This window comes from Pedobacter sp. ASV12, from assembly GCF_016429155.1.
GTDB lineage: Bacteria > Bacteroidota > Bacteroidia > Sphingobacteriales > Sphingobacteriaceae > Pedobacter.
The window spans coordinates 23,574-49,456 of the sequence record NZ_JAELUC010000027.1 but is presented as its reverse complement, the minus strand read 5'-3'; the positions used below and the strand labels follow the sequence as shown (position 1 = coordinate 49,456).

Here is a 25,883-nt window from a genome sequence, read left to right as displayed (position 1 = left end):
CCCCCCCCCCCCCCCCCCCCCCCCCCCCCCCCCCCCCCCCCCCCCCCCCCCCCCCCCCCCCCCCCCCCCCCCCCCCCCCCCCCCCCCCCCCCCCCCCCCCCCCCCCCCCCCCCCCCCCCCTCTTTTCCAGATGTGTATAAGAGACAGGCGCTTAATTGAGCCTGTAATTTACAACATTTAAACTATTTAATTGTTCTAAAAACACATTATTGGGATTTATCCGCAAGGATTTGGAAGGCAAATCGAGTTTGAGGTTTTCCTCCCGGTCATAAACCTCGAAATTGAGCTTGCAGTTATGACGATCGCTATTCTCCTGGTTTTCCTGTAAAATCATATTGATCTTCTGCATAAAATCCTCGCTTATTTCTTCAATAGGCACTTGGATGGTGATGCTTTTGGTCAGTTTATCGCGCAATTCGGCCAATAAATCAATAGCAGTTACCTTAAATTCCCAATCGCCTTCTTTTTTGAATCGCTCGCCTACCCGTCCTCTGATCTGCAGGAAGTAGCCTTCGGTTAAGTATTGCTTAAACTTCATAAAATCGTCGCCAAACAAGGCAATCTCGCAACTGTCGTCGTAATCCTCAAAAACGAAAACTCCAAAAGGCTTTCCGGTTTTGGTAATCCGTTGCGCGGCACTCACCACCAAACCTCCTACCACCAGATCTCGGTTTTTAATGGTTTCAAACTCTGCCAAAAGTTCCTCATTACTGTCGCCACTACGTATTTTGTTCACTATACTCAGGTGTTTCACGGCATGTTGGCAGAAGTTTTTCAACTCGAAGCGGTAATCGTCTAAAGGATGTCCCGACAGGAAAATGCCGATGGCATCTTTTTCATATTTGAGCCTATCGATCAGTCCCCATTCTGGCGAAACCGGAAAGGTAGGTTCGAGAATCAAATCGGCTTTTGAACCACCAAACAACGACGATTGCGAGGAGTTTTGGTTATTCTGAAAATCGTTGGCATACTTAATCAGCTTCTCAATGCCGTTCAGCTTATCGTTGGCACCCACATAGAAGTATTGGGCCCTGTGATGGCCAAAAGCATCGAAGGCACCACTATAGGCAAAACTCTCGTAGGCTTTTTTATTAACGATACGCGTGTTGGAGCGTTTGGCAAAATCGTAAATGCTCACGAAAGGGCCGTTGGCTTCTCTTTCTTCAATGATGCTTTCTACGGCCTTCTCGCCCACTCCTTTTACGGCGTTCATTCCGAAACGGATCTCGCCCTTGGCATTTACCGAAAACTTAAGCTCTGATTCGTTGACATCGGGGCCCAAAACGGTAACGCCCATCTGCCTACATTCTTCCATAAAGAAAGCCACCTGTTTAATATCGCTCATGTTGTTGGAAAGTACCGCTGCCATGTATTCGGCTGGGTAATTGGCCTTTAAATAAGCAGTTTGATAGGCAATCCAGGCGTAACAGGTAGAGTGCGATTTATTGAAGGCGTACTCGGCAAAAGCCTCCCAGTCTTTCCATATTTTTTCCAAAACCTGGGCATCATGGCCTTTGGCGGCCGCCTGACTGATAAACTTGGGCTTCATCTTATCCAAAACGTCGCGCTGTTTCTTACCCATGGCCTTACGCAGTACATCGGCCTCGCCTTTGGTAAAATCGGCCAGTTTCTGCGACAAAAGCATTACCTGCTCCTGGTAAACGGTAATACCGTAGGTTTCTTTCAGCAGGTCTTCGCAGGCCTCTAAATCGTATTTGATTTCCTCGTCGCCATTTTTACGGCGTACAAAACTAGGAATGTAGGCAATCGGACCCGGACGGTACAGGGCGTTCATCGCAATCAAGTCGCCAAAAACGGTTGGTTTCAGCTCTTTCATGTACTTCTGCATACCCGGACTCTCGTACTGGAAAATGCCGACCGTTTCGCCACGCTGGAAGAGCTCATAGGTCTTTACATCATCTATCGGGAAAGAATCCGGATCGAGGGTAATGCCATGTCTTTTCTTAACCAGTTTAACGGTATCTTTAATTAGAGTTAAGGTTTTCAACCCCAAAAAGTCCATTTTTAGCAACCCGGCACTCTCTACCACCGAGTTGTCGAACTGCGTAACGTAGAGGTCTGAATCTTTGGCCGTAGCTACGGGAACGAAATTGGTAATATCGTCGGGCGTAATGATTACCCCGCAAGCATGGATACCCGTGTTACGTAGCGAGCCTTCTAAAACGATAGCCTGTTCGATGGTTTCGGCGCTCAGATTTTTGGCCGTAGCCATGGTTTTCAGTTCGTTTACCTTCTCGAACTCGTCGGGCCTAAGGGCCGATTTTAAGGCTTTTTCTTCGAGGTTGAATATTTTGGCCAGCTTCATGTTGGGAATGAGCTTGGCAATCTTGTCGGCTTCAAACAACGGCAAATCGAGTACCCTAGCGGTATCGCGGATTGATGATTTGGCCGCCATGGTACCATAGGTAATGATTTGAGCTACCTGACTCGATCCGTATTTGTTGATGACGTAATCCATTACACGGCCACGGCCCTCGTCGTCGAAATCGATGTCAATATCGGGCATGGAAACACGGTCAGGATTTAGGAAACGCTCAAAAAGCAAGTCGTATTTGATGGGATCGATATTGGTAATGCCCAAGCAATAGGCTACCGCCGAACCCGCAGCCGAACCACGGCCGGGCCCTACCGATACATCACGGTTTCGAGCTTCGGCAATAAAATCCTGTACAATGAGGAAATAACCCGGATAACCGGTTTTTTCGATGGTTTGCAGCTCAAAATCCAAGCGTTCGCGGATCGAATCCGTTATTTCTTCGTAGCGACGTTCGGCCCCGCGGTAAGTCAGGTACCTCAGGTATTTGTTCTCGCCGCGCTTGCCTCCGTCCTGCTCGTCTTCGGCCACCATAAACTCTTCCGGGATGTCGAACTTAGGCAAAAGCACCTCGCGGGCCAGCTTATAGATTTCTATCTTGTCTACAATTTCCTGGATGTTGATGATCGCTTCGGGCAGGTCGGCAAAAAGGGCCTTCATTTCGTCGGCCGATTTAAAATAGTATTCTTGGTTAGGCATGCCGTACCTAAAGCCACGGCCACGACCAATTGGCGTAGCCTGTTTTTCACCGTCTTTTACACAAAGTAAAATATCGTGGGCATTGGCATCTTTTTTACTGATGTAATAGGTATTGTTGGTGGCAATGAGCTTAACATCGTGTTTTCTGGCCAGCTCGATCAGGTTGACGTTTACGCGGTCTTCATTTTCCTGGTTGTGGCGCATCAGCTCGATATAAAAATCGTCGCCGAACTGTTCTTTCCACCAGATCAATGCTTCTTCGGCCTGTTTTTCGCCCAAGTTGAGGAGCTTGCTCGGAATTTCGCCGTACAGGTTTCCCGACAGGACTATAATATCGTCTTTATACTGCTGTATCACCTGTCTATCGATCCGGGGCACGTAATAAAAGCCTTTGGTATAGGCTATTGACGACATTTTGGCCAGGTTATGGTAGCCTTTTTTGTTCTTGGCCAGCAAAACCACCTGGTAACCATCGTCTTTGCGGGTTTTATCGGTGTGGTTATCGCACACAAAAAACTCGACCCCTACAATGGGCTTAATGATACTGACCGTTGGAGTTTCGCCTTTTTCTAAAGCTTCGGCAATTTTGGCTTCGGCACCTTTGTTATGGTTTAGCACCTGGCTTACAAAGTGAAAGGCGCCCATCATGTTGGCATGATCGGTTAAGGCTACGGCTGGCATATTTTGCGCCGCCGTTGTTTTCACCAAATCGGGAATGCTGATGGTACTTTGCAACACCGAAAACTGCGTATGGTTATGCAGGTGCACAAAAGTGGCATTGGTCAGTTTTTCTTTGGCTTCTTCAGAAACCTTGGTGGTACCGCCACCGGTCTGTTGCTTTTTCCTGATCTCGTCCGAAGCCGCCTTGAGGTTGATATGCTTTAACCCGGCCGTTTCTACCATCCCCGGATTAATCTCCTGAAAACGCAGGTAATAATCGGTATCAACCAGCAGTTCTTCTTTAGTAAAAACGCCTTTCCTGATCAGCTCCAAAAAGCATCGGGTAGTGGCCTCCACGTCGGCAGTCGCATTGTGCGCTTCGGCAAACGGCACTCCGAAAAGGTATTGGTGCAGCTCTGTTAGGGTTGGCAACTTGAACTTGCCGCCTCTTCCGCCCGGAATTTTCAGCAATTCGGCGGTAACTTCCGTACAGGTATCGAGCACCGGCAAAGAAGCCATCGGACTGTCTACGCCGAAGCGGTAAAACTCGCAACCCATGATGTTGATATCGAAGCCGATATTCTGGCCAACCACAAATTTGGCCTTGCTTAGCGCGATGTTGAATTTCTCCAACACTTCGGTCAGAGCGATACCCTGTTCGGTTGCCAGCTCGGTAGAAATACCGTGGATCCGCTCGGCATCGTAGGGAATGTTAAAGCCTTCTGGCTTCACCAAATAATCCTGATGTTCTATCAAACGCCCCATTTCATCGTGCAATTGCCAGGCAATTTGGATACAGCGCGGCCAATTATCCGTATCGGTAATCGGAGCATTGTAATTACGTGGCAAACCCGTGGTTTCGGTATCAAAAATAAGGTACATAGCTGGGGAAATGGTGGACATCAAAAATAAGAAATTTTAACGGGCAAACGTGTCAGCTAATTATCAACACTTGCGCAAGTTTTTTTTTTTAAATTGCATTGTTAAATTAGGAGTTACCCCTGATACCGCATGGCATTGTTTCAATCATCGAACTGCGAACCAAAAACTGCAAACCGGCAACCATTACATTAGACAAAACCTTATCTTTGGGCTAGGCAAAGATTGCCTTTACCTTAATCCACCACTATTTCCATGCCAGTAGATTTATCAGAAGTTTTAGTAATTGGTGTTTCAAGCCGTTCGTTGTTCAACCTTGAAGAAGAAAACGAAATATTCGAGAAGGAAGGCATTGTAGGCTACCGCCAATACCAATTGGAACACGAAAACGACCTGTTGGAGCCGGGCACGGCCTTTCATTTGGTGCAAAGGCTACTACACCTGAACGAAAGTGCCAAAAAACGCATTGTTGAAGTGGTGGTGATGTCGAGGAACAGTCCGGAAACCGGTGTAAGGGTCATGAATTCGGTAAAAGCCCATCAGCTCGATATTACGCGCATGGCCTTTAGTGGCGGCGAGCCTTTGTCGCCGTATATCGATGGGTTCGACATCGACCTGTTTCTGAGCAAGGATATTAAAGACGTACAATATGTGATCGATTCGAAAGAATGCGCCGCCGCTTACATTTATGCACCACCCCATTCGTTTAACTCGACCGACAATCGCGTAAAAATTGCCTTTGATGCCGATGCCGTGCTATTTTCGGAAGAATCTGAACATCGCTACAAAACCGAAGGCATGGATGCTTTTCATAAATATGAGGCCGAACACGAAGACGATCCATTAAAAGAAGGGCCTTTTGCCAAACTGCTGATCAAATTGTCGAAAATACAGGAGGAATTGCCTACGCGCATCGAGCTTTCTCCCCTGCGCATTGCCATTGTAACCGCACGTAATGCGCCATCACACATGCGGGTGATCAAAACCCTACGCAAATGGGGCGTTTATGTAGACGAAGCCTATTTTTTGGGTGGCATTTCTAAAGACAAGATCCTCAAAGCTTTTGGCGCCCATATCTTTTTCGACGACCAGGATGCGCATTTGAAAGAAGCTTCTTTGCATGTGCCTTCGGCCAGGGTACCCTACACCAGCGATTCGGTTTTGAATTTACCCATCGATAAATTAAAAGTGGATAAGACTACACCTAAAGCGAAAACGAAAAAGGACTGATAGCCCATAGCCATACGATTGTTTGATTGCTAAACTGTCAACTCACAACCCGCAACCCATAACTAACTGAATCAATGGTTAAAAAGTGTTAAAGAAGTGACTGGGCTACGAAAAATTAGTAGATTTAAGCAACCAATCACAACCTTCGCATGAAAATCTTTCTAACTGCGCTATTTGCGCTAGCCGTTAATTTTGCGGTTGTAGCCCAAAAACGGCTTAATGTTGAACTGAAAAAGCAACTCGATACCATCTTGCAACAAGACCAGGGCATCCGGGAATTTATAGATACGGAAACATCTGAACAAAGAAAAGACCAGCTTGCCCAATTATTCGGCATGTCAAAAGAACAGCTGAGGCAAAAAGTTTGGACATTGATGGCCAAAATCGATTCGGCCAACTTCAAGAAAGTAGAACGTATCATTTCAAAATATGGCTACCCAGGCAAGAGCCTTGTAGGCGAACCTGCCAATACAGCGGTTTTTTATGTGATACAACACAGCCCCAGCCAAATACCCAAATTCTATCCATTGATTGAAAAAGCAGGAAAAGAAGGCGAATTGCCTTTTGAATATGTAGCCATGATGCTGGATAGAAAACTGACCAACGAAGGAAAACTTCAAATCTACGGCACACAGATCTATTCCGTACAAATAACCAATCCTAAAACCGGCCAAAAAGAATTTTTCAGCTATGTAATGCCCATTGAAGATGCCAAAAACGTGAACAAAAGAAGAAAGGAAGCCGGCTTTAAATTAACTGTCGAAGAAAACACCCAAAGGTTTGGCTTTGTTTACAAGGAATATACCCCAGAAGAAATCAAAAAAATTACGCAAAAGTAATTCTTGTTGAGCCAAACAACAGGCTTAGGCATGCTCCTGGCTCACCAATTTGTCGGTATCGTAACCCATTTCCTGGCAACGTGCTATGATGTCGGCTAGCAGGTCTTCGTCTATGCGAGGTTCGCGCCCCATAATGAAAAGATATTTTTGGTTTGGATGCCCAACCACGACGTAACTGTAGTCGTCGGCCAGTTCGATTACCCAATAACCAATTTTAAAGGGCCACCAAAACTGCGCCTTCATATCGCCATCTGGCTTATGAACACTGAAAAACAGCTTCGACCGGATTGATTTCTCTTCCGGCTTTCCGTCCTTATGATAGGTAGTAAGCACATCAAAATGCTCATCATCTACCAAAGTATAATTTTCGATAGTCTGCTTCCAATGCTTGTCTAGCAAGGTTGGAATAGAATATAACGAATACCATTTTCCGGCATAGGCCGAATAGTCGATCCGGTTAATTGGCTGATGTGTTGCTGCATTTTCCATATCCATTTAACCGTTTGACCCTGAAAAATGTTTGGACAAATCAGACCTGAGGTTTCTTTAACCTGGACTGTGTAAAAGTCCAAGGGCAGAATGAGACGGCAACTGTCAGCTGAAAACTAAAATTCGCGAAAGCCTTTTTTAAACTGCCACAATTCTATAACTTCGGCATATAAACATTTTCTATCCAAAATATAAATTAAAATGAAGATAACGGTAGTAGGTGCTGGCGCCGTTGGGGCCACCTGTGCAGATAACATTGCAAGAAAAGAATTAGCCGAAGAACTGGTATTGTTAGACATCAAGGAAGGATTTGCCGAGGGCAAAGCTATTGACATGATGCAAACAGCCACTTTATTGGGTTTCGACACCAAAATCAAAGGCGTAACCAACGACTATAGCCAAACGGCTGGTTCGGCAGTAGCCGTAATTACCTCGGGCCTGCCTCGCAAACCGGGGATGACCCGCGAAGAGCTGATCGGCATTAATGCGGGCATTGTAAAAGGCGTAGCCGAAAACATCCTTAAATATTCTCCTGACGCCATTATCGTGGTGATCAGCAACCCAATGGATACCATGACCTACCTGGCGCTAAAATCGTTGGGATTGCCTAAAAACCGTATCATTGGCATGGGTGGTACTTTAGACAGCTCACGTTTCAAATATTATTTAAGCGTAGCTTTGGGCTGCAACTCGAACGATTTGCAAGGCTTTGTAATTGGCGGCCATGGCGACACCACCATGATTCCATTAACCCGTTATGCAACCTACCAAAGTTTGCCGGTTAGCGATTTGCTGGATGAAGCCACCTTGGCCAAAGTAGCGGCCGATACCATGGTAGGCGGCGCAACCTTAACCGGTTTGTTGGGCACTTCGGCTTGGTATGCTCCGGGTGCGGCTGGCGCAGCTTTGGTAGAAGCCATTGTACGCGACGAGAAAAAATTATTCACCTGCTGCGTAGCCTTAGATGGCGAGTATGGCCAAAAAGACATCTGCCTGGGCGTTCCGGTAATTGTAGGTCGCAATGGTTGGGAAAAAATTATCGATTATCAGCTAAACGATGCCGAACAAGCCGCGTTTAACAAAAGCGCCGATGCCGTTCGCAACATGAACAGCGTATTGGCCGAAATGAATTTGATTTAAATTTTATAAACATTTGTCGTTCTGGCGGAAGGAGGAATTTATCCTCACAAGTTTCTTGACCCGGATGATAAACAAGCTACATGAGAACCCTAACAGTTCCTTTAACCTTAATCAATTTACAAGACGACGGTTTCCACCTTTTGGTGGAAATTGTTGTTTTTGGCGAAAAGCAATTTGCCGTGGTAGATACCGGTGCCTCTCGAAGCGTATTCGACAAGGGCCTGATGGAAAAAAACATTATCGACCTTACGGTAAACGAAGAAACCCAAGCGGCTACTATTTTCAGTACTTCAACAACGCTGCTTGGTGTTATTCCCCAACTTAAAATCGGAGCGCTCACCCTCAAATCGTATGCCGGTGTTGCGCTCGACCTGCAAGGCGTAAACGATACCTACCTGCAATTGGGCCATCCTGCCATTGCCGCTATTATTGGCGGCGATATTCTAATGGCCTACCATGCCAAAATAGATTACCAAAAGAAGCTATTGAGATTTTACAAATAAGCCACGCCCGGGTTTGACATGCATTTGATGAGAAGATTCTTACTTTTTTGTAGCCTCTGTCCGCTTTTAACTTTCGGCCAGCAACCCAAGATTATTCAAAAACCCGTTGTATTCGATCAGTTGCGAACCGAACTTTCGTTGGCCTACCTCAAAAAAAGGCACAACCTGGTTCAAAAAACGCCAGCCATTAAACCCAAAATGATTGTGTTGCACTGGACGGCTTCCAGGAGCTTAATGGGCGCTTTCAACGCTTTCAATCCTTCCGTTTTGCCAAGTTCGCGCAGGGCAATAGCAGGCGCCAGCAAGCTGAACGTTTCGGCGCATTACCTGGTTGACCGCAATGGCAGCATCTACCAGCTTTTGCCCGATACCGTTTTTGCCCGCCACGTTATCGGCCTTAATTATTGCGCCATTGGCATAGAGAACGTAGGCAGCAATAAATATCCGCTTACCACCGCCCAGTTGAAAGCAAACGAGCAGTTGGTGCGCTACCTTTGCCAAAGGTACCCTATCCAATACCTGATCGGGCATTACGAGCATACCTGGTTCAAAAATACGCCACTATGGCGCGAAACCGACCCCTATTATCACTCTGACAAGACCGATCCGGGCCGTATTTTCATGAAAAACATCAGGATTGCCCTGCATGACCTGCATTTAAAGGGTGCGCCGGCACATTAACAAACTGGCCTAAAATAAGGTTTGAAAAGCTTGCATATTAAAAAGCATTATCCTTAACTTTAAGTAAACCAAACAAATTTTGAATATGAAATTTTTAAAAGTCTTAGTGGCCATTATAGCCATCCTGATCATTATCTTTCTTGTTGGCGGCCTATTCTTGCCAAAAACCTACAGCGTAAGCCGAACTACGGTAATCAACGCACCTGACAGTGTAATTTATAAGAATATTGCCGATTTTAACCAGTTTACCAAATGGAACCCATGGTCAAAAATGGAACCCAGCGCCAAAGTTACCGTAAGCGGCCCCGTGGCACAACCCGGACAGCTTTATGCTTGGGAGGGCAAGGAAACCGGAACCGGCCAAATGAAAATCGTCAAAGCCGAGCCTTCTAAACTGGTTGATATCGAGTTGAAATTCATCAAACCTTTTGAAAGCGTAGCCGATACCAAATTCGAAATCCAGCCCGAAGGAACAGGCCAAAAAGTAACCTGGACCATGAGTGGCGAAAACAACCTGATCAGCAAATGGATGTGCGTATTTGTAAGCATGGACAAAATGATTGGCAAAGACTTTGAAAGCGGCCTTCAGTCTTTGAAAGAAAAATCTGAAAAAGGAGAATAGCATTTTTTGATGCTTCAAGCCATAAAGGTCCTTTGGTAAACAACCCAAGGGCCTTTTTTTATGCACCAGCCAAACAAAAATGTCTGATTTGCGTTAAAAAGACACTTAATTGCATAAACAATGGCGCATAGATTTTGTTATTTACCGATTTTTAGATTATTTGCCCCCTGATGAATTTACTACTTGTTGAAGACGAGCCTAACGTAGTATCTGTAGTTTCGAGGGGATTAGCAGACGAAGGCTTTACGGTTAGTGTGGCACCAGATGGACAAATTGGGCTGGATATGGCGGTAAATCACCATTTCGACCTGGTTATACTGGATATTATGCTACCTGGCATTAACGGACTGGAGCTCTGTAAACTCATTAAAAAAGCCAAACCCAACGTTCCGATTATCATGCTTACGGCTTTGGGCAGTACCGAAAACGTAGTCAAAGGTCTTGACAATGGTGCCGACGACTACTTGGTAAAGCCTTTTAAGTTTGCCGAGCTTTTTGCCAGGATCCGCACCTTGCTGAGGCGCTATGGCGGGCAGGCCAACCAAGACCAAATCATCAACATTGCCGATCTGCAATTGAACCTGAGCGCCAAAACCGTGAAGCGCAACCAAAACGAAATCAACCTTACCGCTACCGAATACCGTTTGTTGGAGTACATGGCCAAAAACAAATCGAAAATCCTGTCGCGCATCGATATCCTCGAAAACGTATGGGACATCGATTTTAACCTGGGCACCAACGTAGTTGATGTTTACGTGAACTACCTGCGCAAGAAGATAGACAAAGATGCTTCGCAAAAATTAATCCATACGGCAGTAGGCCTGGGCTATGTTTTAAAGGAGAGCACATGAGCATTGCCAAAAAAATCACCTTGCTTTTTGCAATCCTATCGGCCATTATCATTTCTTTGCTGAGTGGTTTTGTCTGGTATTTTTCGAACGAATTTGCCTTCGAAGATTTCTACAAACGCCTGGAAGCCCGGGTAAATATTGCCGCTCAAATCAAATTATTCCACGACGAAAACAATAGTGCCTATGCCAAGATGCGTAACCAATACCTGGAACGCTTGCCATCGGAGCGGGAATTGGTGATTGAGGAAAGCCAAAAGGAGCTAATTAATGCCCAGCTTAAGCTGCCCCAAAGCTTTTACGACAAACTCAATGCGGGCAAAATGGCGCGCTACCGTGAAGAAAACTATTTTTATGCCGGCAAGCGCTTTAAAAGCAATGGCAAGGATTATATCGTTATTATTTCGGCCACCGATCCTTTTGGTTTTAGGGAACTGAAAGACCTGCAAAAAATCCTTTTCGCAGGCTTCTTTCTTTCTATTGTGCTTTCGTTTGTGGTGGGCTGGAAGTTTTCCAACTATATGCTCGATCCTTTGCGTAAAGTGATTAAAAGCGTCAAGAAAATCAAGGCCGAAAACCTACATTTAAGGCTCGACGTGAAACAGGGAACCGACGAGATGTCGCAATTGGCCCAAACTTTTAACAACATGCTCAACAGGCTCGAAACGGCTTTTGAGACCCAAAACAACTTCATCAGCAATGCTTCGCACGAACTGCGTACGCCGTTAACCATCATCAGTGGCGAAGTGGAGCTGGCCTTGAAAACCTTCAACAACTCCCCTGCACAGGAGCTGGCCCTCAACAAAATCAAAGACGAAGCCGAAAGGCTTGAGCATATCTTAACCAGTTTGTTGGGATTGGCGCAATCGGGCTTTAACGGCAAGGTACAGCCGCGCGAAGAAGTAAGGATGGACGAACTGGTTTGGGAGGCCAAGGATGCAGTGCAGCAGGTACATCCTGAAAGCAAGATAGAAATCGATTTTAGCAAACTGCCGGCCAATGAGGAGGCGCTTACCTTAAAAGCCAACAAAAACCTCATTAAATTGGCCATTACCAATATTGTGAGCAATGCCTGTAAATATTCAGACAACAAGCCAGTGTTGGTTAGCCTCGAAAGCAATGGCCACTTGCTGTCAATCTCCATTGCCGATCAGGGCATTGGCATACCTCAAGACGACATCCAGCATATTTTCGAACCATTTTACAGGGCTTCCAATACTTCCAATTTTAAGGGCTATGGCGTAGGCTTGCCCCTTTCGCTCAATATCATCCGCCTGCACAGAGGCAGCATCGCCATCCAATCGCAAGTAGGCATCGGCACCACCATCAAGGTCATTTTACCGATTACTTAGTGCATTGGTTCATTAGTTGATTAGATGGTTGATTGTCAACGGCGAACCGGAAACTGCAAACTGGACTGGAAATTGGAAACTGTTAACTGGCCAGAGATTATGCTACAAAGCGATCTTTTTCTACTCCAATTCTCCTTCTTTCTCCTTTTAGCTTAAATTCTAATCTAATTCTAATCTCGCTCTTATACGGCTATAATTTTTGAGGGCTAATCTTGTATCAATTAAGCATTCGATCACTTAAACAAGATAAAAACCATGAAAACTTTATTGGTCCCAACCGATTTCAATCCAGAAAGCACCAAAATTATTGATGCCTTTCTGTTGACGCAGAACTGTAACGAGCTCAACATTATTTTCCTGCATGCCTTTAAACTGTCTGATTCGATTACCGACATGCTGATGCTGAGCAGAAGAAGCCGAGACTATGAGCATGTAAGCGATGCCTTTTATCAAAAAATGGACCATTACAAGCAAAAGTACGGTTCGAAGATTGGCCGAATCGGCATCGAGTATTTTTATGGCAGCACCTTGGTAGCCTTTAAGAATTTGCTGGAGGCTTTGCAGGTTGATGCCATTGCCTATCCGCAGGACTACGATTTTTGCCCCATCAACAAATACAGCATCGATCCCAACTACCTGATCATGCGCGCTGGATGCAGGGTATTTGAACTGAACATTACCGATATCGCCATTGGCGACAATTTATTTGAAACCAGGATGCCTCAAGAAACCGTTAAAGCGGTAAGTAGTATCTAATTAAACTTAATTTTTATGCTGTTACGAAACAATATTCCCTTTACCTACATTTTTGGAAAGATTAAAAAAGAGCTCATTTTTGTCATCAGTTATTCGATTGGCATCGTGGTACTTTACGAAAACTTCCATGTTACGCGCATCTCCATTCCTGTGGCTGTTCCAGCACTTTTGGGTACCATCATATCCCTTTTGTTGGCCTTCAGGTCAAACCAGGCTTACGACAGGTGGTGGGAAGCCCGCATTCTTTGGGGTGCCATTGTAAACGATTCGAGGTCGCTGGCTCGTCAGATCCTTTCTTTCGTAGACAATCCCTATGGGCTTGATGAGATTGAACGTTTCAAGAACCGTTTCATCAAGCGCCAAATTGCCTGGTGTTTTGCCTTAAGCCAAGGTTTGAGGGGGCAAAGCGCTGCCAAGGGGCTGGAAAGATACCTGGACAAGGAAGAGCTGCAGTTTATTAAAAAGCAGCGCAACGTAACGGTGGCCCTGCTCGAACTGCATGCCATGGATTTGAAAAAGGCACTGATAGAAGGCTGGATCAATCAGTACCAACAGATTGAGATAGACAAAACCCTAACGGCATTGTGTAACCACATGGGCGGATCGGAAAGGATCAAGAATACCATTTTTCCGGTCACCTACAGCAAGTACATCAACATGTCTATCCATTTGTTCATTGTATTGCTGCCTTTTGGCCTGATCGAGTATTTTGGCTACATGGAGGTTCCGGTGGTTATTGCCATTGCTACTTTCTTCCTCTTGGTAGAAAAGATGGCCGTTCACCTGCAAGACCCATTCGAGAACAAGCCTACCGATACGCCAACCACCACCATTTGCAGAAACATTGAAAAAGACCTCTGCCAAATGCTCGACGACCACAAGCTGTACGAAGACAAGCCACATGCCGAAATGGCTCCGATTGGCTCTTACTATATCTTGTAGCAACCAACAACGCCACATTCTTTACTCCTAATAAACAACGAACCCTCCAAGCTTTGGCAAGGAGGGTTCAATTTTTATGGCTGTAGCCTATGAGCTATTGATTAATGCCTAGGCATCAATCTTCGCATATTTCGCATTGCGTTCGATAAATTCCCTACGTGGTGCAACTTCGTCGCCCATCAGCATAGAGAAAGTATGGTCGCACTCGGCTGCATTTTCGATGGTCGCTTTTAACAGCGTACGGGTTGCCGGGTTCAGCGTAGTTTCCCACAGCTGTTCGGCGTTCATCTCTCCCAAACCTTTGTAACGTTGGATATGAACGCTTTCTTCCTTACCGGCACCTTTTAAACGTTGCACCGCAGCATCGCGTTGCTGATCGTTCCAGCAATATTCAAAATCCTTACCTTTTTTAACCTGATAAAGCGGCGGCGCAGCGATATATACATAACCGGCTTCGATCAAGCTCTTCATGTAGCGGAAGAAGAAAGTGAGGATCAGCGTAGTAATGTGCGATCCGTCGATATCAGCATCCGTCATGATGATAATTTTGTGGTAGCGAAGCTTGGTCAGGTTCAGTGCTTTGTCGTCGTCTTCGGTACCGATGCTTACGCCCAAGGCGGTAAACATGTTCTTGATCTCGTCGTTTTCGTAGATTTTGTGCTCCATGGCTTTTTCTACGTTCAGGATCTTTCCTTTTAAGGGCAGAATAGCTTGAAAATTACGGTCGCGGCCTTGCTTGGCAGTACCACCCGCCGAGTCGCCCTCTACCAGGTATAATTCGCATCTTTCCGGATCAGAATCAGAACAGTCGGCCAGTTTGCCTGGCAAGCCAGAACCACCCATGACGCTTTTGCGTTGTACCATTTCGCGGGCCTTGCGGGCTGCCGCGCGGGCTGTAGCCGCTAAAATAACCTTGTTAACGATCATTTTGGCTTCTTTCGGATTTTCTTCCAAATAATTGCCCAATGCTTCGCCAACGGCCACATCAACCGCACCCATTACCTCAGAGTTACCTAATTTGGTTTTGGTCTGCCCTTCAAATTGAGGCTCTTGTACCTTTACCGAAACTACAGCGGTTAAGCCTTCCCTAAAGTCGTCGCCGGTGATTTCGAATTTTACGTTTTTCAGCAATCCCGATTTTTCGGCATAAGCTTTTAAGGTACGGGTTAAGCCGCGCCTAAAACCTGCGATATGGGTACCACCTTCGTGGGTATTGATGTTGTTTACATAAGAGTGTACGTTTTCCGAGTAGCTGTCGTTGTACTGCATGGCCAACTCAACCGGAATGCCGCTTTTAATGCCTTCTACATAAATTGGCTCGGGAATTAGCGACGGGCGGGTGCCATCCAAAAACTGGACAAACTCTTTTAAACCGCCTTCAGATTTGAAAACCTCCGACAGGTAAGAACCATCTTCGTTGGTTTCGCGCTCGTCGGTTAGCGTAAGGCTGATGCCCTTGTTGAGAAAGGCCAACTCGCGCAAACGGCTAGCCAAGGTATCGTAACGGTATTCGGTAGTTTGGGTAAATATTTCGGCATCTGGCTGGAACGTTTGAATCGTACCGGTTTTGTCAGAAACCCCGATTTCTTTGACGTCAAACAAAGGCTTGCCCCTTTCGTACTCTTGGGTAAAGATTTTGCCTTCGCGGTGCACCACGGTTTTGACGTGGACAGACAGCGCGTTAACGCAGCTTACCCCCACACCGTGCAAACCACCCGATACTTTGTAGGTGTCCTTATCGAATTTACCACCGGCATGCAAAACCGTCATTACGATTTCCAAGGCCGACTTGCCTTCTTTGGTATTGATGCCGGTTGGAATACCACGGCCATTATCTTCTACGGTAATTGAGTTGCCTTTATGAATGGTGACAAAAATGTCTGTACAGTAGCCTGCCAACGCCTCGTCAATAGAGTTGTCTACCACCTCGTAAACCAAGTGGTGCAAACCCTTAACCCCAGTATCACCAATATACATGGAAGGACGCTTTCGAACAGCTTCTAAACCTTCTAAAACCTGTATATTATCTGCCGAATAATTTGACTTTGGATCTTTTTCTTCGCTCATAATTTTGTTTAATACTTAAAGAATCAAAAATAACGATTTTTTGCCGAATTAAGGCAGATGTGGATAACTATTTGCGTGTTAAAATCACATAAAAACGATTAAAAAAAGCTTGTTTTTAGGATAGTCGGTTTTGATTTTTATATTTGCTAAAATTTAGCAGATTTGAACCTCGGGCAAGGAAAAGAAAAAGAGAGGTAATAAAGTGTAAATCAACCGCGTTCAAACCTAAAGACACCCTTAAAAACTAAAAAACAACACGAAACCTGCACCGGTTTGGGCAAGCTTCGCAAGCATTGAAAAACAAATTAATTATAGATGAAAATAACAACTTTAAAACTAGGCAGCCTACTTACGGCAACGGCACTTGTTTCTGTAATGGCCGCTTGCGGAAATAAAGAAAACAAAACCGAAACTACTCCAGCAAAAACCAGCACCGCTTCGGTAACCGCTGAAGACAAAATCGTGTATGTGAATTCTGATTCGTTGCTGACCAAATACGAATACTTTAAAGACCTTAAAACCAAAATGGAAACCAAAGGCAAAGCGGCTGAAACCGATTTAACAGCTAAGCAACAGGCTTTCCAACGTGAAGTACAACAATACCAGCAACAGCAAGGTACCCTTTCGGCCGACCAAAGAGCAGCCACCGAGCAACGTTTGGGCCGCAAGCAACAAGAACTGCAAGCTTACCAGCAAAATGCCGGCGCTGCCCTGCAAAACGAGCAAGCCAAAGAGCAAGAAGCCCTTTACAACAAGGTAGCCGATTTCTTGAAAGGCTATGCCAAAACCAAAGGCTACAAAATGGTGTTGACTTATGCCAAAGGCAATAGCGCCATCTTGTTTGCCGACGAAAGCCTTGATGTAACCAGCGAAGTTTTAAAAGGACTGAACGAAGCTTACACTAAAGACAAAAAATAAGCAAAAAAGCTATAAATCTTAAAAAGCCCCGGTTGTTCGGGGCTTTTTTATTGGAACATTGTACAAGTCAAAACACGCCATACGGTTGCTCTTGCTGCCTTATTTAACTACGCGATTCGCCGGTATGGAGCTCGATGTGAACTGCCGTACCTTGGCCAATATTCGATGTAATGGCTAAACTGCCTTTAAGATAAGCCACACGATTGTTGATGTTATCGAAACCCATGCCTCCGGTTGAACTTACCGATGTATCAAAGCCTTTGCCATTGTCTTCTACATCGATCAGGAAAACGCTTTCGTGCTGGCTGCATTGCAGCATGATTTTCGAAGCCTCGGCATGGCGTACGGCATTCGACAAAATTTCCTGTACAATTCTATAGATATTGGCTTGTGTTACTGCCGGCAGTTTTTTGCTGATCCCATAAGCCTGAAACTCGATTGGCGCTTCGGTAGTGGCCAACGATTCGCAAAGATCGCGCAAGGCCGCTTCCAGGCCTACCTTCAGCAGGCTCTCAGGCATCATGTTGCGGGCAATCCTGCGCAGTTCTGTTACAGAGTGGTCTATCTGCAAGATTATTCCGTCAAGGCTTTGCTGTTTTTCCATTTTCGATTGTCTTGAAAGATTGATTTTAATCCCGGCCAAAAGCCCCCCTATGCCATCGTGCAGGTCGCGGGCCACCCTCCCCCTTTCACGTTCTTCGCCCTGCAGCATGGCTTGTGTTAGTTTTAAGGCTTGCTGCTGCTCTATTTCCTTCAACTGTTGGGCTGCCAGCTTTTTGTTCTTCCGGTAAAGCTGATAGGCAAACAGCGCTACACAAGCCAAGGCCAGGCAACCCATGCCCAACAGCCAACTAAACAGGCGATTGTTCTTGGCTTTGAGGGCCGCTTCTTTTTTCTCGGCTTCGAGCTCGGCTATTTTTTTCTTGTTCTCTACATTTTTGAACTTCACTTCCATGGCCCCTATTTCCTGTTTAAGGCTGGCATCGAAAACACTGTCTCTAATGGTCGAATATTGCTTGAGCCATTGATAGGCCTCGGGCATTTGCCCCATTCCGGCATAGGTTTCAGCAAGATCGAAATAAACCCGTTGCCGGTTGTGGATTGACAGCTTGGGTTCAGCCTTCATGAAATCGAAGAGCACCGCCAGGGCGGCCTTGTAGTTGCGCTGTTCTTGGTAAATGAAATATTTCTGATAAGACATTTGCTTGAGCATGTAGGCATCCTGAAGGCTTTTAGCCGCCTGTATGCCTTCATCGAATTTTTTCAAACTGTTGGCATAGTCTTTAACCGCCCTATAATACATGCCCGCGGCCAGGTCATATTCGGCACTGGCTACAGTGATGGGCTTCCCTTTTAAAATTTTACCGATCTTGGCCAAGATGGGCTTGGCCTCTTCCAGGTTCTTGCCGGCATAGGCATAGTTCTCTACCAGCAAGGCGTAAGCCTTGACCAAATCAGTGTAAGGTGTTTTCGTGTTGTTGTAATAGGCAATGGCCGTTTGATAATACTCGGCCGATTTTTCAAACTGCCCACCGTTCATGAAAGTCATGGCTACATCTTGGTGCAACATACCAATTAAGGTACTGTCGTTACTCTGTTTTGCCAGCGGGATAGCCTCAAGCAAAGCGTTTACGTAGCCCTTGGCATTGTCTTTGGCCTGTTGGTGCAAGGCATAATTACGCAGGCTTTTGGCCCTTAAAAAGAAGGCTTCCGGGCTTTTGAAGCGCGCCAGGTTTTGGCTTACCTGCATAAAAAGCGTTTCGCTGCGCGCCTGATCGGTATCCCAGCAGATATAGGCTTGGCAATAAGGATAAACCGACCGGAGAAAAGGAGAAACCCGGCCGAGCTTCATGGCCTGCTGCAGGTAAGGCTTGGCCTTTGCCGTATCGCTAAGCGACCAGTACAGAGACAGCAAGCAGTTGAGACGGGCCTTTTCCTCGTCAGATCCTGCCTTTTTAAGTGCATTTTCGAGCGTATCGGCATTATATTTTCTGGTAAAAGGCATTTGCGCCGTTGCCGGCAAAAACGACACCAATACCAGGGCCAGTACAATAAAAAGATTCCTCATTACTACAAATTTGAATAATTGATAAGGAAATTAAAATACTGGTTTTCGTGGATTTTTCAAGTCCCGGCTAAACCTGCAATTGGAAAAGGGGATATTGGCCAAAAAAAAAGCCCCAGGATTCTGGGGCTTTTTTACACTTATTTGCTGTTCTGCGAGGCTCCTTTGGCCAATTCTATCATCATGTCTAGTTCTTTGACTGTTCCATCGGCGCTACCCGAAAAACCAACTTTTTTAAACCGGATGTTTCCGTTGCCATCAATGATATATTTCTGCGGGATTCCGTCGCCGTTTAAATTGTAGCTATCTATAACATCGAACCTGCTGGGATCCTGCTTGTTTTTGGTATCGAACAACACATTAAAGGTATAAGTTGTGCCGGCCATAAAGTCTTTCACTACCTTTTCCCTGTTATCTTCGTTTTGCCAAGTATTGACAAACAAGAATACCACGTTAGGATTGTTTTTGTACTTATCAACGGCTTTTTGCATGCCTGGGAAAGAGGCCACGCAAGGGCCGCACCAGGTTGCCCAGTAATCGACAATAACTACCTTACCTTTAAGACTGGCCAGCGAAACTTTTTCTCCCTTTAAATTCATCAGGGCGAATGCCGGCGCTGGCCTGTTGATCATTTCTTTTTCAAACTTGGCTCTTTCTTTGGCCATAGCTTCTTTTTCTAAGGAACCATAATAGGCGTCAAATGGTTGCGCACCTTTATAGGCCGCTTTAAGATCTGTTTTCAATTGCTCGGTGCCTTGGCCCTCTCTGACAAACCTCTCGGCGTACTTAACCACATCTTCATTTCTGTTGTTCTTTTTAAGGAAAGAAACAAAGCGGACATTCATATCGGGGCTGCTAAAGTTGTTCATATTCACCGCTTTTTCCTGATACTTCAACGCTTCCTCGCTTTTGCCCAAATGATCAAGCAATAAGGCATAAGTATCTGCGTAAGAGGCGTAATTGCCTTCTATGCCTTTGAGGTAGCTTTCTTTTGAAGCATAATAAGCTGGCATGGGGTCGTTTTTAGCCGCCTCTAAAAGCTCGAGCGATTTTTTCGAGATTTTGGCACTGAAAGGCATATTTTCCTTTTTTTCAGCACCAGCCCATGCATAGGTATTATAAAGGGAGGCCAAAGTAATCTTATTGCTTATCTTGTTGCTATAAAATTCAAATTTTTCATTGTTTTTGGCCAAGCCATACGCACTGGCCACTTGGGCATAAAAGCCTTCCAATTTATCTGCATCTGCCTTTTTATTGGGATCAAGGCCAAAATCGGCTGTCAGCTTTTTGAGGAGGGCCTCCATTTTTACGGCATCTTTTTCGTTATAGATGGCATTGGCACTTTTATTATAGGCATAGCTGCCCTTCGGGTATTGGATTTTAATCAGATTATAAACCGAATCTGCTGCTGATTTGCGCTTTAGCACAGTGTACAAATTAGCGGTCTTAATCATGTCGTCTTCGCTCATTTTGGCCGCTTTATTTAGCGATAAGAGTTCATGCTGGATCATTTGCTCGCCTTTGGCTTTATCTGCGCCGTACTGGAGCGCCAAATAGCTGATTATATTTGGGCCCCTCATGTTCGGATCGGCGTCAAACGCTTTCTCATAGGCTGCAATGGCTTTGGTTTTGTCTGATTTGATGCCCGCCAAGGCAGCGCCCATACCGTTGTAATAAAGCGCCTCCCAATAATAAGCCATGGCCGTAGGTTTACCGTCTTTATAAAAAAGCGTGTAATAGCCGTTAGGGTTATCGTCTTTGGTACCATCGGCAGCAAAAGTAAGCACAACGATGGCCGTACTATCCACCGGTGTAAAATCGCCTTTGTAAACAGACCCCTCCTTGGTGAGGTCTACATTTACTACTTTCTGTTTTTTGTTTACGAAAGTCTGTGCCACGCATTTTACATTGGCCAAACCATCGAGTTTGCCACCTTTGGCATCATATTCGAACGATAAAGGTTGACCGGCTACAGGCATGGCCGGCGAAAACTTAATGTGCTGCGCCTGGGCTCCAGCCAGGGCCAAGGCCAATACCGCCGATAAAACTAATTTTCTCATGATTAATTTGGTTTAGGGTTTAAGGTTAACTAAATATATAGTTTGCATTTTAAACTTCCAAATTTTTGAGCGATTTCTTGCTGATTAACTACAAGTTAACCGTTACAACAAAACAAACGGCGCTGTAATAAACACCAGTAAAACTTCTGTGTGCATACTACAACGCCGCGAAGATGATGATCAAACGAGATCAGCGTATTTTAATTCCAGCCTCCTCCCAAAGCCTGGTAAATATTAACCACGGCATTAAGTTGCTGTTTTTTGGTTTCGATCAGTTCCAGTTTCGATTCCAAGGCATCGCGCTGGGTCATCAGCACTTCAAAATAATCGGCCCTGGCCGATTTGAACAAATCATTCGAAATCTCGATCGATTCAGTGAGTGCCTTGGCCTGCTTGGCTTTTAAATCGTAGCTTTTTTGTAGGTTGCTGAGGTTAGACAACTGATTGGCTACTTCGATATAGCCATTTAAAATACTGCGTTCATAATTATAAACTGCCTGCAATTGCTTGGCATTGGCCGTTAAATAATCGGCTTTGATGGCATTTTTGTTGATCAGCGGCCCTGCCAGATCGGCAGCCAGCGAATAGAATATCGATTCGGGCGTTCTGAGCAAATATGAAGGGTTAAAAGCCTGGTAACCAATTGATGCAGAAATGCCCAGCGAAGGATAGAACTTGGCTTTGGCCACTTTAACATCCAGTTTCGCTGCCACCAGGTCGAGCTCCGCCTGTTTAATATCGGGGCGATTGGCCAACAATTGCGACGGAAGCCCTTCTTGAATGCTTGGTGGCACCAAATCGGTAAAGTTGGCCTTGCTTCTTGGAATAGGTTGCGGAAAGCGACCCAGCAAGAAATTGATCTTATTTTCGGTGTTGACAATGTCTTTTTGGATATCGAATTCCATGCTTTTCGAATTCAGCACCTCGGCTTCGAATTTCCTAACGGCAAGCTCGGTAACGCGGGTGGCTTGTTTCTGGATTTTCATCAGTTCCAAGGCATTGCTTTGCAGGGCGATATTCTTTTTCACAATATCCAACTGGTTATCCAAAGCCAACAGCTCGTAGTAAGAATTGGCTACTTCGGCCACCAGATTGGTTACCACAAAGTTTTTGCCTTCAACGGTTGATAGGTATCGGGCAACTGCGGCTTTCTTCGAATTGCGCAATTTATGCCAGATATCGGCTTCCCATTCGGCCTGTAAGCCAAATTTATAATCGGGCAATACATCTGGTACGCCTTTACCCGGTGTAATATCGGTAGAGGCATCGCCCGCGCCAGAACTGGTATAACGGCCAACCTTTTCTAATCCGGCACCGGCGCCATAGCTTACGCTAGGTAAAAGCTCGCCTTTTTTGGCCCTCACCTCGTTTTTGGCAATTTCGATTTCCTGTAGGGTCATATTCAGCTCCTGATTGTTTTTCAAGGCCGTATCAATGAGGTTCACCAAATCGGGATCGGTAAAAAACTTGCGCCATTGGATGTTTGCACTGTTTAAGGTATCTGTTGAGGTACCAAAACTTGTTGGCACATTTTTATTTTCGGCACGTTGCGTAAACTCTGGCACTTTACAGGCCGAATAAGCAACACATATCAAAGCCAGGCCAAGGCCTTTTAGGCTATTTTCTCTTAACATTGTCTTCAATTTCTTCGGTTAACGGATGTTCTTCTTCAATCTTGATCAGCTTGCGCCTGGCCGCTATTTTTCCAAAAACCAAATACAAGCCTGGAATAATAACCACGCCGAAAAGCGTTCCGAAAAGCATGCCTCCGGCAGCCGCGGTTCCGATGGTCCTGTTGCCGATTTTTCCGGGCCCTGTGGCAATCATCAACGGAATTAAACCTGCAATGAAAGCGAAAGAGGTCATTAAAATCGGACGGAAACGCACCTTGGCACCTTCAAGGGCCGATTTGAGGATGGAAGCTCCCTGGCTATGGCGTTGCGCCGCAAATTCTACGATCAGCACCGCATTCTTACCCAGCAAACCAATGAGCATCACCATGGCCACCTGCGCATAGATGTTGTTTTCTAATCCAAATACCTTGAGGAACAAAAAGGCGCCAAACAAACCGGCAGGCAAAGACAGGATGACCGAAAGTGGCAAGATAAAGCTCTCATATTGGGCGGCAAGCACCAGATAAACGAAACCTAAACAAATGAGGAAGATATAGATGGCTTCGTTGCCACGCGATACCTCGTCCTTAGAAATACCAGCCCAATCGATACCAAAGCCCCTAGGCAGTGTTTTCTTGGCTACTTCGCTAATTACTTTAATGGCTTCGCCCGAGCTGTAGCCTGGCGCTGCCTGTCCGCTAATCTCGGCGGCATTGTACATGTTGTGTCTTGTAATCTCCGACAAACCATATACCCTTTCCATGTGCATAAAGGCAGAGAAAGGCACCATTTCATCGCGGCTGTTCTTCACCGAAAGCTTAAGAATATCTTCTGGCAAGGCCCTGTATTGTGGCAAAGCCTGTACCATTACCTTATATTGACGGTCGTATTTAATGAAACTGGTTTCATAATTACTGCCCACAAAAGTAGAAAGGGTATTCATGGCATTGTCAATGGTAACGCCTTTTTGCTGCGCCACATCATTGTCTATTTTAAGCATGTATTGCGGAAAACTTGAGCTGTAGAAGGTAAATACAGATGAAAGTTCCTTTTGCTTGTTCAGCTCGCGCACAAAATCGTTGGCTACGGTTTCCATTTTTTTATAGTCGCCACTACCCGCTTTATCCAGCAAGCGGAGTTCGAAACCGCCTGCCGCACCATAACCAGGTACTGCTGGTGGCTGGAAAAATTCGATGGTAGCACCTGGAATTGATTTTGCCTTTTGCTCTAATTCGTTGATAATATCCTGAGCCGAGTTTTTGCGTTCGTGCCAGTCTTTCAGGTTAATCAAACAGGTTCCAGAGTTTGCGCCTGTACCTTCGGTCAGGATTTCGTAACCAGCCAATGATGATACCGATTTTACGCCTTCAATGCCTTCAGACATTTTTTGGAGCTGCTCCGAAATCTCGTTGGTACGTTCGAGCGTCGAGCCCGGCGGCGTTTGGATAATGGCATAAACCATGCCTTGATCCTCGTTAGGGATAAATCCTGTAGGTACGCTTCCATTCAAAAACCAAATACCCAAACAAAATATCCCCAATGCGCCAAAAGTAAATATGCGACGGCTCACTACCTTGTTTAAAATGCGTTCATACCTGCCGGTCAATCGGCCAAACCAGTTGTTGAAACCATCGATGGCCTTATCCACAATGCTTTTCTTTTTGGCTTTGCCGTGCGTGTTTTTCAACATAATGGCACACAAGGCCGGCGTAAGCGTTAAGGCCACAATACCCGACAAGATAATGGCGGTAGCCATGGTAATGGAGAACTGCCTGTAGAAAATACCTACGGGACCCGACATAAAGGCTACCGGAATAAATACCGAGGCCATTAAAAAGGTAATGGCAATAATGGCTCCGCTGATTTCCCGAAGCGCCTGTTGTGTAGCTCTCAATGGCGAAAGCTTTGGATTATGCTCCATCTTGGCGTGTACCGCTTCAATTACCACAATCGCGTCGTCTACCACCACCCCAATAGCCAATACCAGGGCAAACAAAGTGATCAGGTTAAGCGTAATGCCGAAGAACTGCATAAACACAAAGGTTCCGATCAGCGATACTGGTACTGCAATGGCCGGGATTAGCGTTGAACGCCAGTCGCCAAGGAATAAGAAAACCACCAGGCCCACCAAAATAAAGGCTTCAATCAAGGTGTGGATTACTTTTTCTATCGAAGCATCAAGGAACTTGGAAACGTCGTAGCTGATTTCATAATCCAGCCCTTTGGGGAAGGAGCTGTCTTTGATTTCGGCCATTTTCGCCTTCACGTCTTTAATTACCTGGCTCGCGTTGCTGCCATAAGACTGTTTCAACACGATAGCGGCCGAAGGCCTTCCGTTAATGTGCGAATACAAATCGTACATCGAACTGCCGAACTCGATATCGGCTACATCTTTTAAGCGCAACAATTCGCCATTGGGATTGGCTCTTAGCACGATGTTTTCATAATCTTGCTTGGTGCTGAACCTGCCCGAATATTTCAATACATATTCAAAAGCCTGTGAGCGCTTGCCCGAACTTTCGCCGGTTTTGCCTGGCGATGCTTCCAAACTTTGCTCGTCGAGGGATTTCATTACCTCATCGGCCGAAATCTTGTAGGCCTGCATACGGTCTGGCTTCAGCCAAATACGCATGGCATACTCGCGGTTACCCAAAATATCGGCGAAACCTACGCCATCAACCCTTTTCAATTCAGACAACAAATTGATATCTGCATAGTTGTAAAGGAAGTTTTCGTCCATTTTTGGGTCTTTGCTGTACAAGTTAATGTACATCAACATGTTGGATTCTTCGCGACTGATTTTTACGCCCTCGCGCACTACCAGCGGCGGTAGCTTGTTGGTAACCGCAGCTACCCTGTTCTGAACGTTAAGCGAAGCCTGGTTAGGATCGGTACCCAGGTTAAATACGACCTGAACACTGGCCTCTCCATCGTTACCGGCATCAGAAGCGATGTATTTCATGCCGGGTACACCATTAAGTGCACGCTCGAGCGGAATAACCACCGATTTGATCAACAACTCGTTATTGGCGCCAGGGTATTCGGCGGTAATGTTCACCTTTGGTGGCGAAATGGAAGGGAATTGTGTTACGGGCAGGTAAGAAATCGCCAAAGCACCCAAAAACACAATAATAAGGGATATCACTATAGAAAGGACTGGCCTTTGTATGAATTTGCCAAACATA

Annotated in this window: 18 protein-coding genes; 11 read left to right on the top strand and 7 right to left on the bottom strand. The window is 45.7% G+C overall.

Annotated elements, in window-relative coordinates:
* Positions 1–151: 151 nt before the first annotated feature.
* A complete protein-coding gene (dnaE, locus tag JHD69_RS08945; RefSeq protein ID WP_199139478.1) occupies positions 152–4,576 on the bottom strand; it encodes a DNA polymerase III subunit alpha in 4,425 nt (1,474 codons plus the stop codon).
* A 252-nt stretch (positions 4,577–4,828) separates the two neighbouring features.
* Between dnaE and JHD69_RS08940 the strand changes: the two genes are divergently transcribed.
* Together JHD69_RS08940 and JHD69_RS08935 are read left to right on the top strand one after the other, a co-directional pair.
* The gene (locus tag JHD69_RS08940; RefSeq protein WP_199139472.1) at positions 4,829–5,803 is read left to right on the top strand and encodes a 5'-nucleotidase; all 975 of its coding nucleotides are present in this window, start codon (positions 4,829–4,831) and stop codon (positions 5,801–5,803) included.
* Positions 5,804–5,952: 149 nt separating this feature from the next.
* Positions 5,953–6,642, top strand: coding sequence for a DUF6624 domain-containing protein (locus JHD69_RS08935; RefSeq protein WP_199139470.1), 690 nt, complete (start codon positions 5,953–5,955; stop codon positions 6,640–6,642).
* A 24-nt stretch (positions 6,643–6,666) separates the two neighbouring features.
* On the opposite strand, the gene JHD69_RS08930 is transcribed toward JHD69_RS08935, so the two are convergent.
* Positions 6,667–7,131: a lipocalin family protein gene (locus JHD69_RS08930; RefSeq protein WP_199139468.1), complete on the bottom strand. Its 465-nt coding sequence runs from the start codon at positions 7,129–7,131 to the stop codon at positions 6,667–6,669.
* A gap of 201 nt (positions 7,132–7,332) precedes the next feature.
* Between JHD69_RS08930 and mdh the strand changes: the two genes are divergently transcribed.
* The 8 genes from mdh (at position 7,333) to JHD69_RS08890 (ending at position 13,975) form a co-directional block, all read left to right on the top strand.
* Positions 7,333–8,271: a malate dehydrogenase gene (mdh, locus tag JHD69_RS08925; protein ID WP_199139466.1), complete on the top strand. Its 939-nt coding sequence runs from the start codon at positions 7,333–7,335 to the stop codon at positions 8,269–8,271.
* Between the two features lie 80 nt (positions 8,272–8,351).
* Complete coding sequence (locus tag JHD69_RS08920; RefSeq protein WP_199139464.1) at positions 8,352–8,774, top strand: aspartyl protease family protein; 423 nt, start codon at positions 8,352–8,354, stop codon at positions 8,772–8,774.
* A 27-nt stretch (positions 8,775–8,801) separates the two neighbouring features.
* Positions 8,802–9,455 carry a peptidoglycan recognition protein family protein gene (locus JHD69_RS08915; protein ID WP_233165800.1) on the top strand — a complete coding sequence of 218 codons (654 nt, stop codon included), beginning with the start codon at positions 8,802–8,804 and terminating at the stop codon, positions 9,453–9,455.
* An 85-nt stretch (positions 9,456–9,540) separates the two neighbouring features.
* A complete protein-coding gene (locus JHD69_RS08910) occupies positions 9,541–10,077 on the top strand; it encodes an SRPBCC family protein (protein WP_199139460.1) in 537 nt (178 codons plus the stop codon).
* 170 nt (positions 10,078–10,247) lie between these two features.
* Positions 10,248–10,928, top strand: coding sequence for a response regulator transcription factor (locus tag JHD69_RS08905; RefSeq protein ID WP_199139458.1), 681 nt, complete (start codon positions 10,248–10,250; stop codon positions 10,926–10,928).
* Positions 10,925–12,277, top strand: coding sequence for a sensor histidine kinase (locus JHD69_RS08900; protein WP_199139456.1), 1,353 nt, complete (start codon positions 10,925–10,927; stop codon positions 12,275–12,277). Before JHD69_RS08905 ends, JHD69_RS08900 begins: the two co-directional genes overlap by 4 nt.
* Before the next feature lie 255 nt (positions 12,278–12,532).
* Complete coding sequence (locus JHD69_RS08895; RefSeq protein WP_199139454.1) at positions 12,533–13,033, top strand: hypothetical protein; 501 nt, start codon at positions 12,533–12,535, stop codon at positions 13,031–13,033.
* Between the two features lie 15 nt (positions 13,034–13,048).
* Positions 13,049–13,975, top strand: coding sequence for a bestrophin family protein (locus JHD69_RS08890; protein WP_199139453.1), 927 nt, complete (start codon positions 13,049–13,051; stop codon positions 13,973–13,975).
* A 108-nt stretch (positions 13,976–14,083) separates the two neighbouring features.
* Here the strand turns inward: JHD69_RS08890 and gyrB are convergent, their stop codons facing one another.
* On the bottom strand, positions 14,084–16,042 hold the full coding sequence (gene gyrB / locus JHD69_RS08885) for a DNA topoisomerase (ATP-hydrolyzing) subunit B (protein WP_199139451.1): 1,959 nt from the start codon (positions 16,040–16,042) through the stop codon (positions 14,084–14,086).
* Positions 16,043–16,357: 315 nt separating this feature from the next.
* On the opposite strand from gyrB, the gene JHD69_RS08880 reads away from it, so the two are divergent.
* On the top strand, positions 16,358–16,960 hold the full coding sequence (locus JHD69_RS08880; protein WP_199139449.1) for an OmpH family outer membrane protein: 603 nt from the start codon (positions 16,358–16,360) through the stop codon (positions 16,958–16,960).
* Between the two features lie 103 nt (positions 16,961–17,063).
* On the opposite strand, the gene JHD69_RS08875 is transcribed toward JHD69_RS08880, so the two are convergent.
* The 4 genes from JHD69_RS08875 to JHD69_RS08860 form a co-directional block, all read right to left on the bottom strand.
* A complete protein-coding gene (locus JHD69_RS08875; protein WP_199139447.1) occupies positions 17,064–19,028 on the bottom strand; it encodes a tetratricopeptide repeat-containing sensor histidine kinase in 1,965 nt (654 codons plus the stop codon).
* 137 nt (positions 19,029–19,165) lie between these two features.
* Complete coding sequence (locus JHD69_RS08870; RefSeq protein ID WP_199139445.1) at positions 19,166–21,085, bottom strand: TlpA family protein disulfide reductase; 1,920 nt, start codon at positions 21,083–21,085, stop codon at positions 19,166–19,168.
* Positions 21,086–21,285: 200 nt separating this feature from the next.
* Positions 21,286–22,719, bottom strand: coding sequence for a TolC family protein (locus JHD69_RS08865; protein WP_199139443.1), 1,434 nt, complete (start codon positions 22,717–22,719; stop codon positions 21,286–21,288).
* Positions 22,703–25,882, bottom strand: a complete 3,180-nt coding sequence (locus tag JHD69_RS08860; protein WP_199139441.1) for an efflux RND transporter permease subunit — start codon at positions 25,880–25,882, stop codon at positions 22,703–22,705. Before JHD69_RS08860 ends, JHD69_RS08865 begins: the two co-directional genes overlap by 17 nt.
* Position 25,883: the final 1 nt, after the last annotated feature.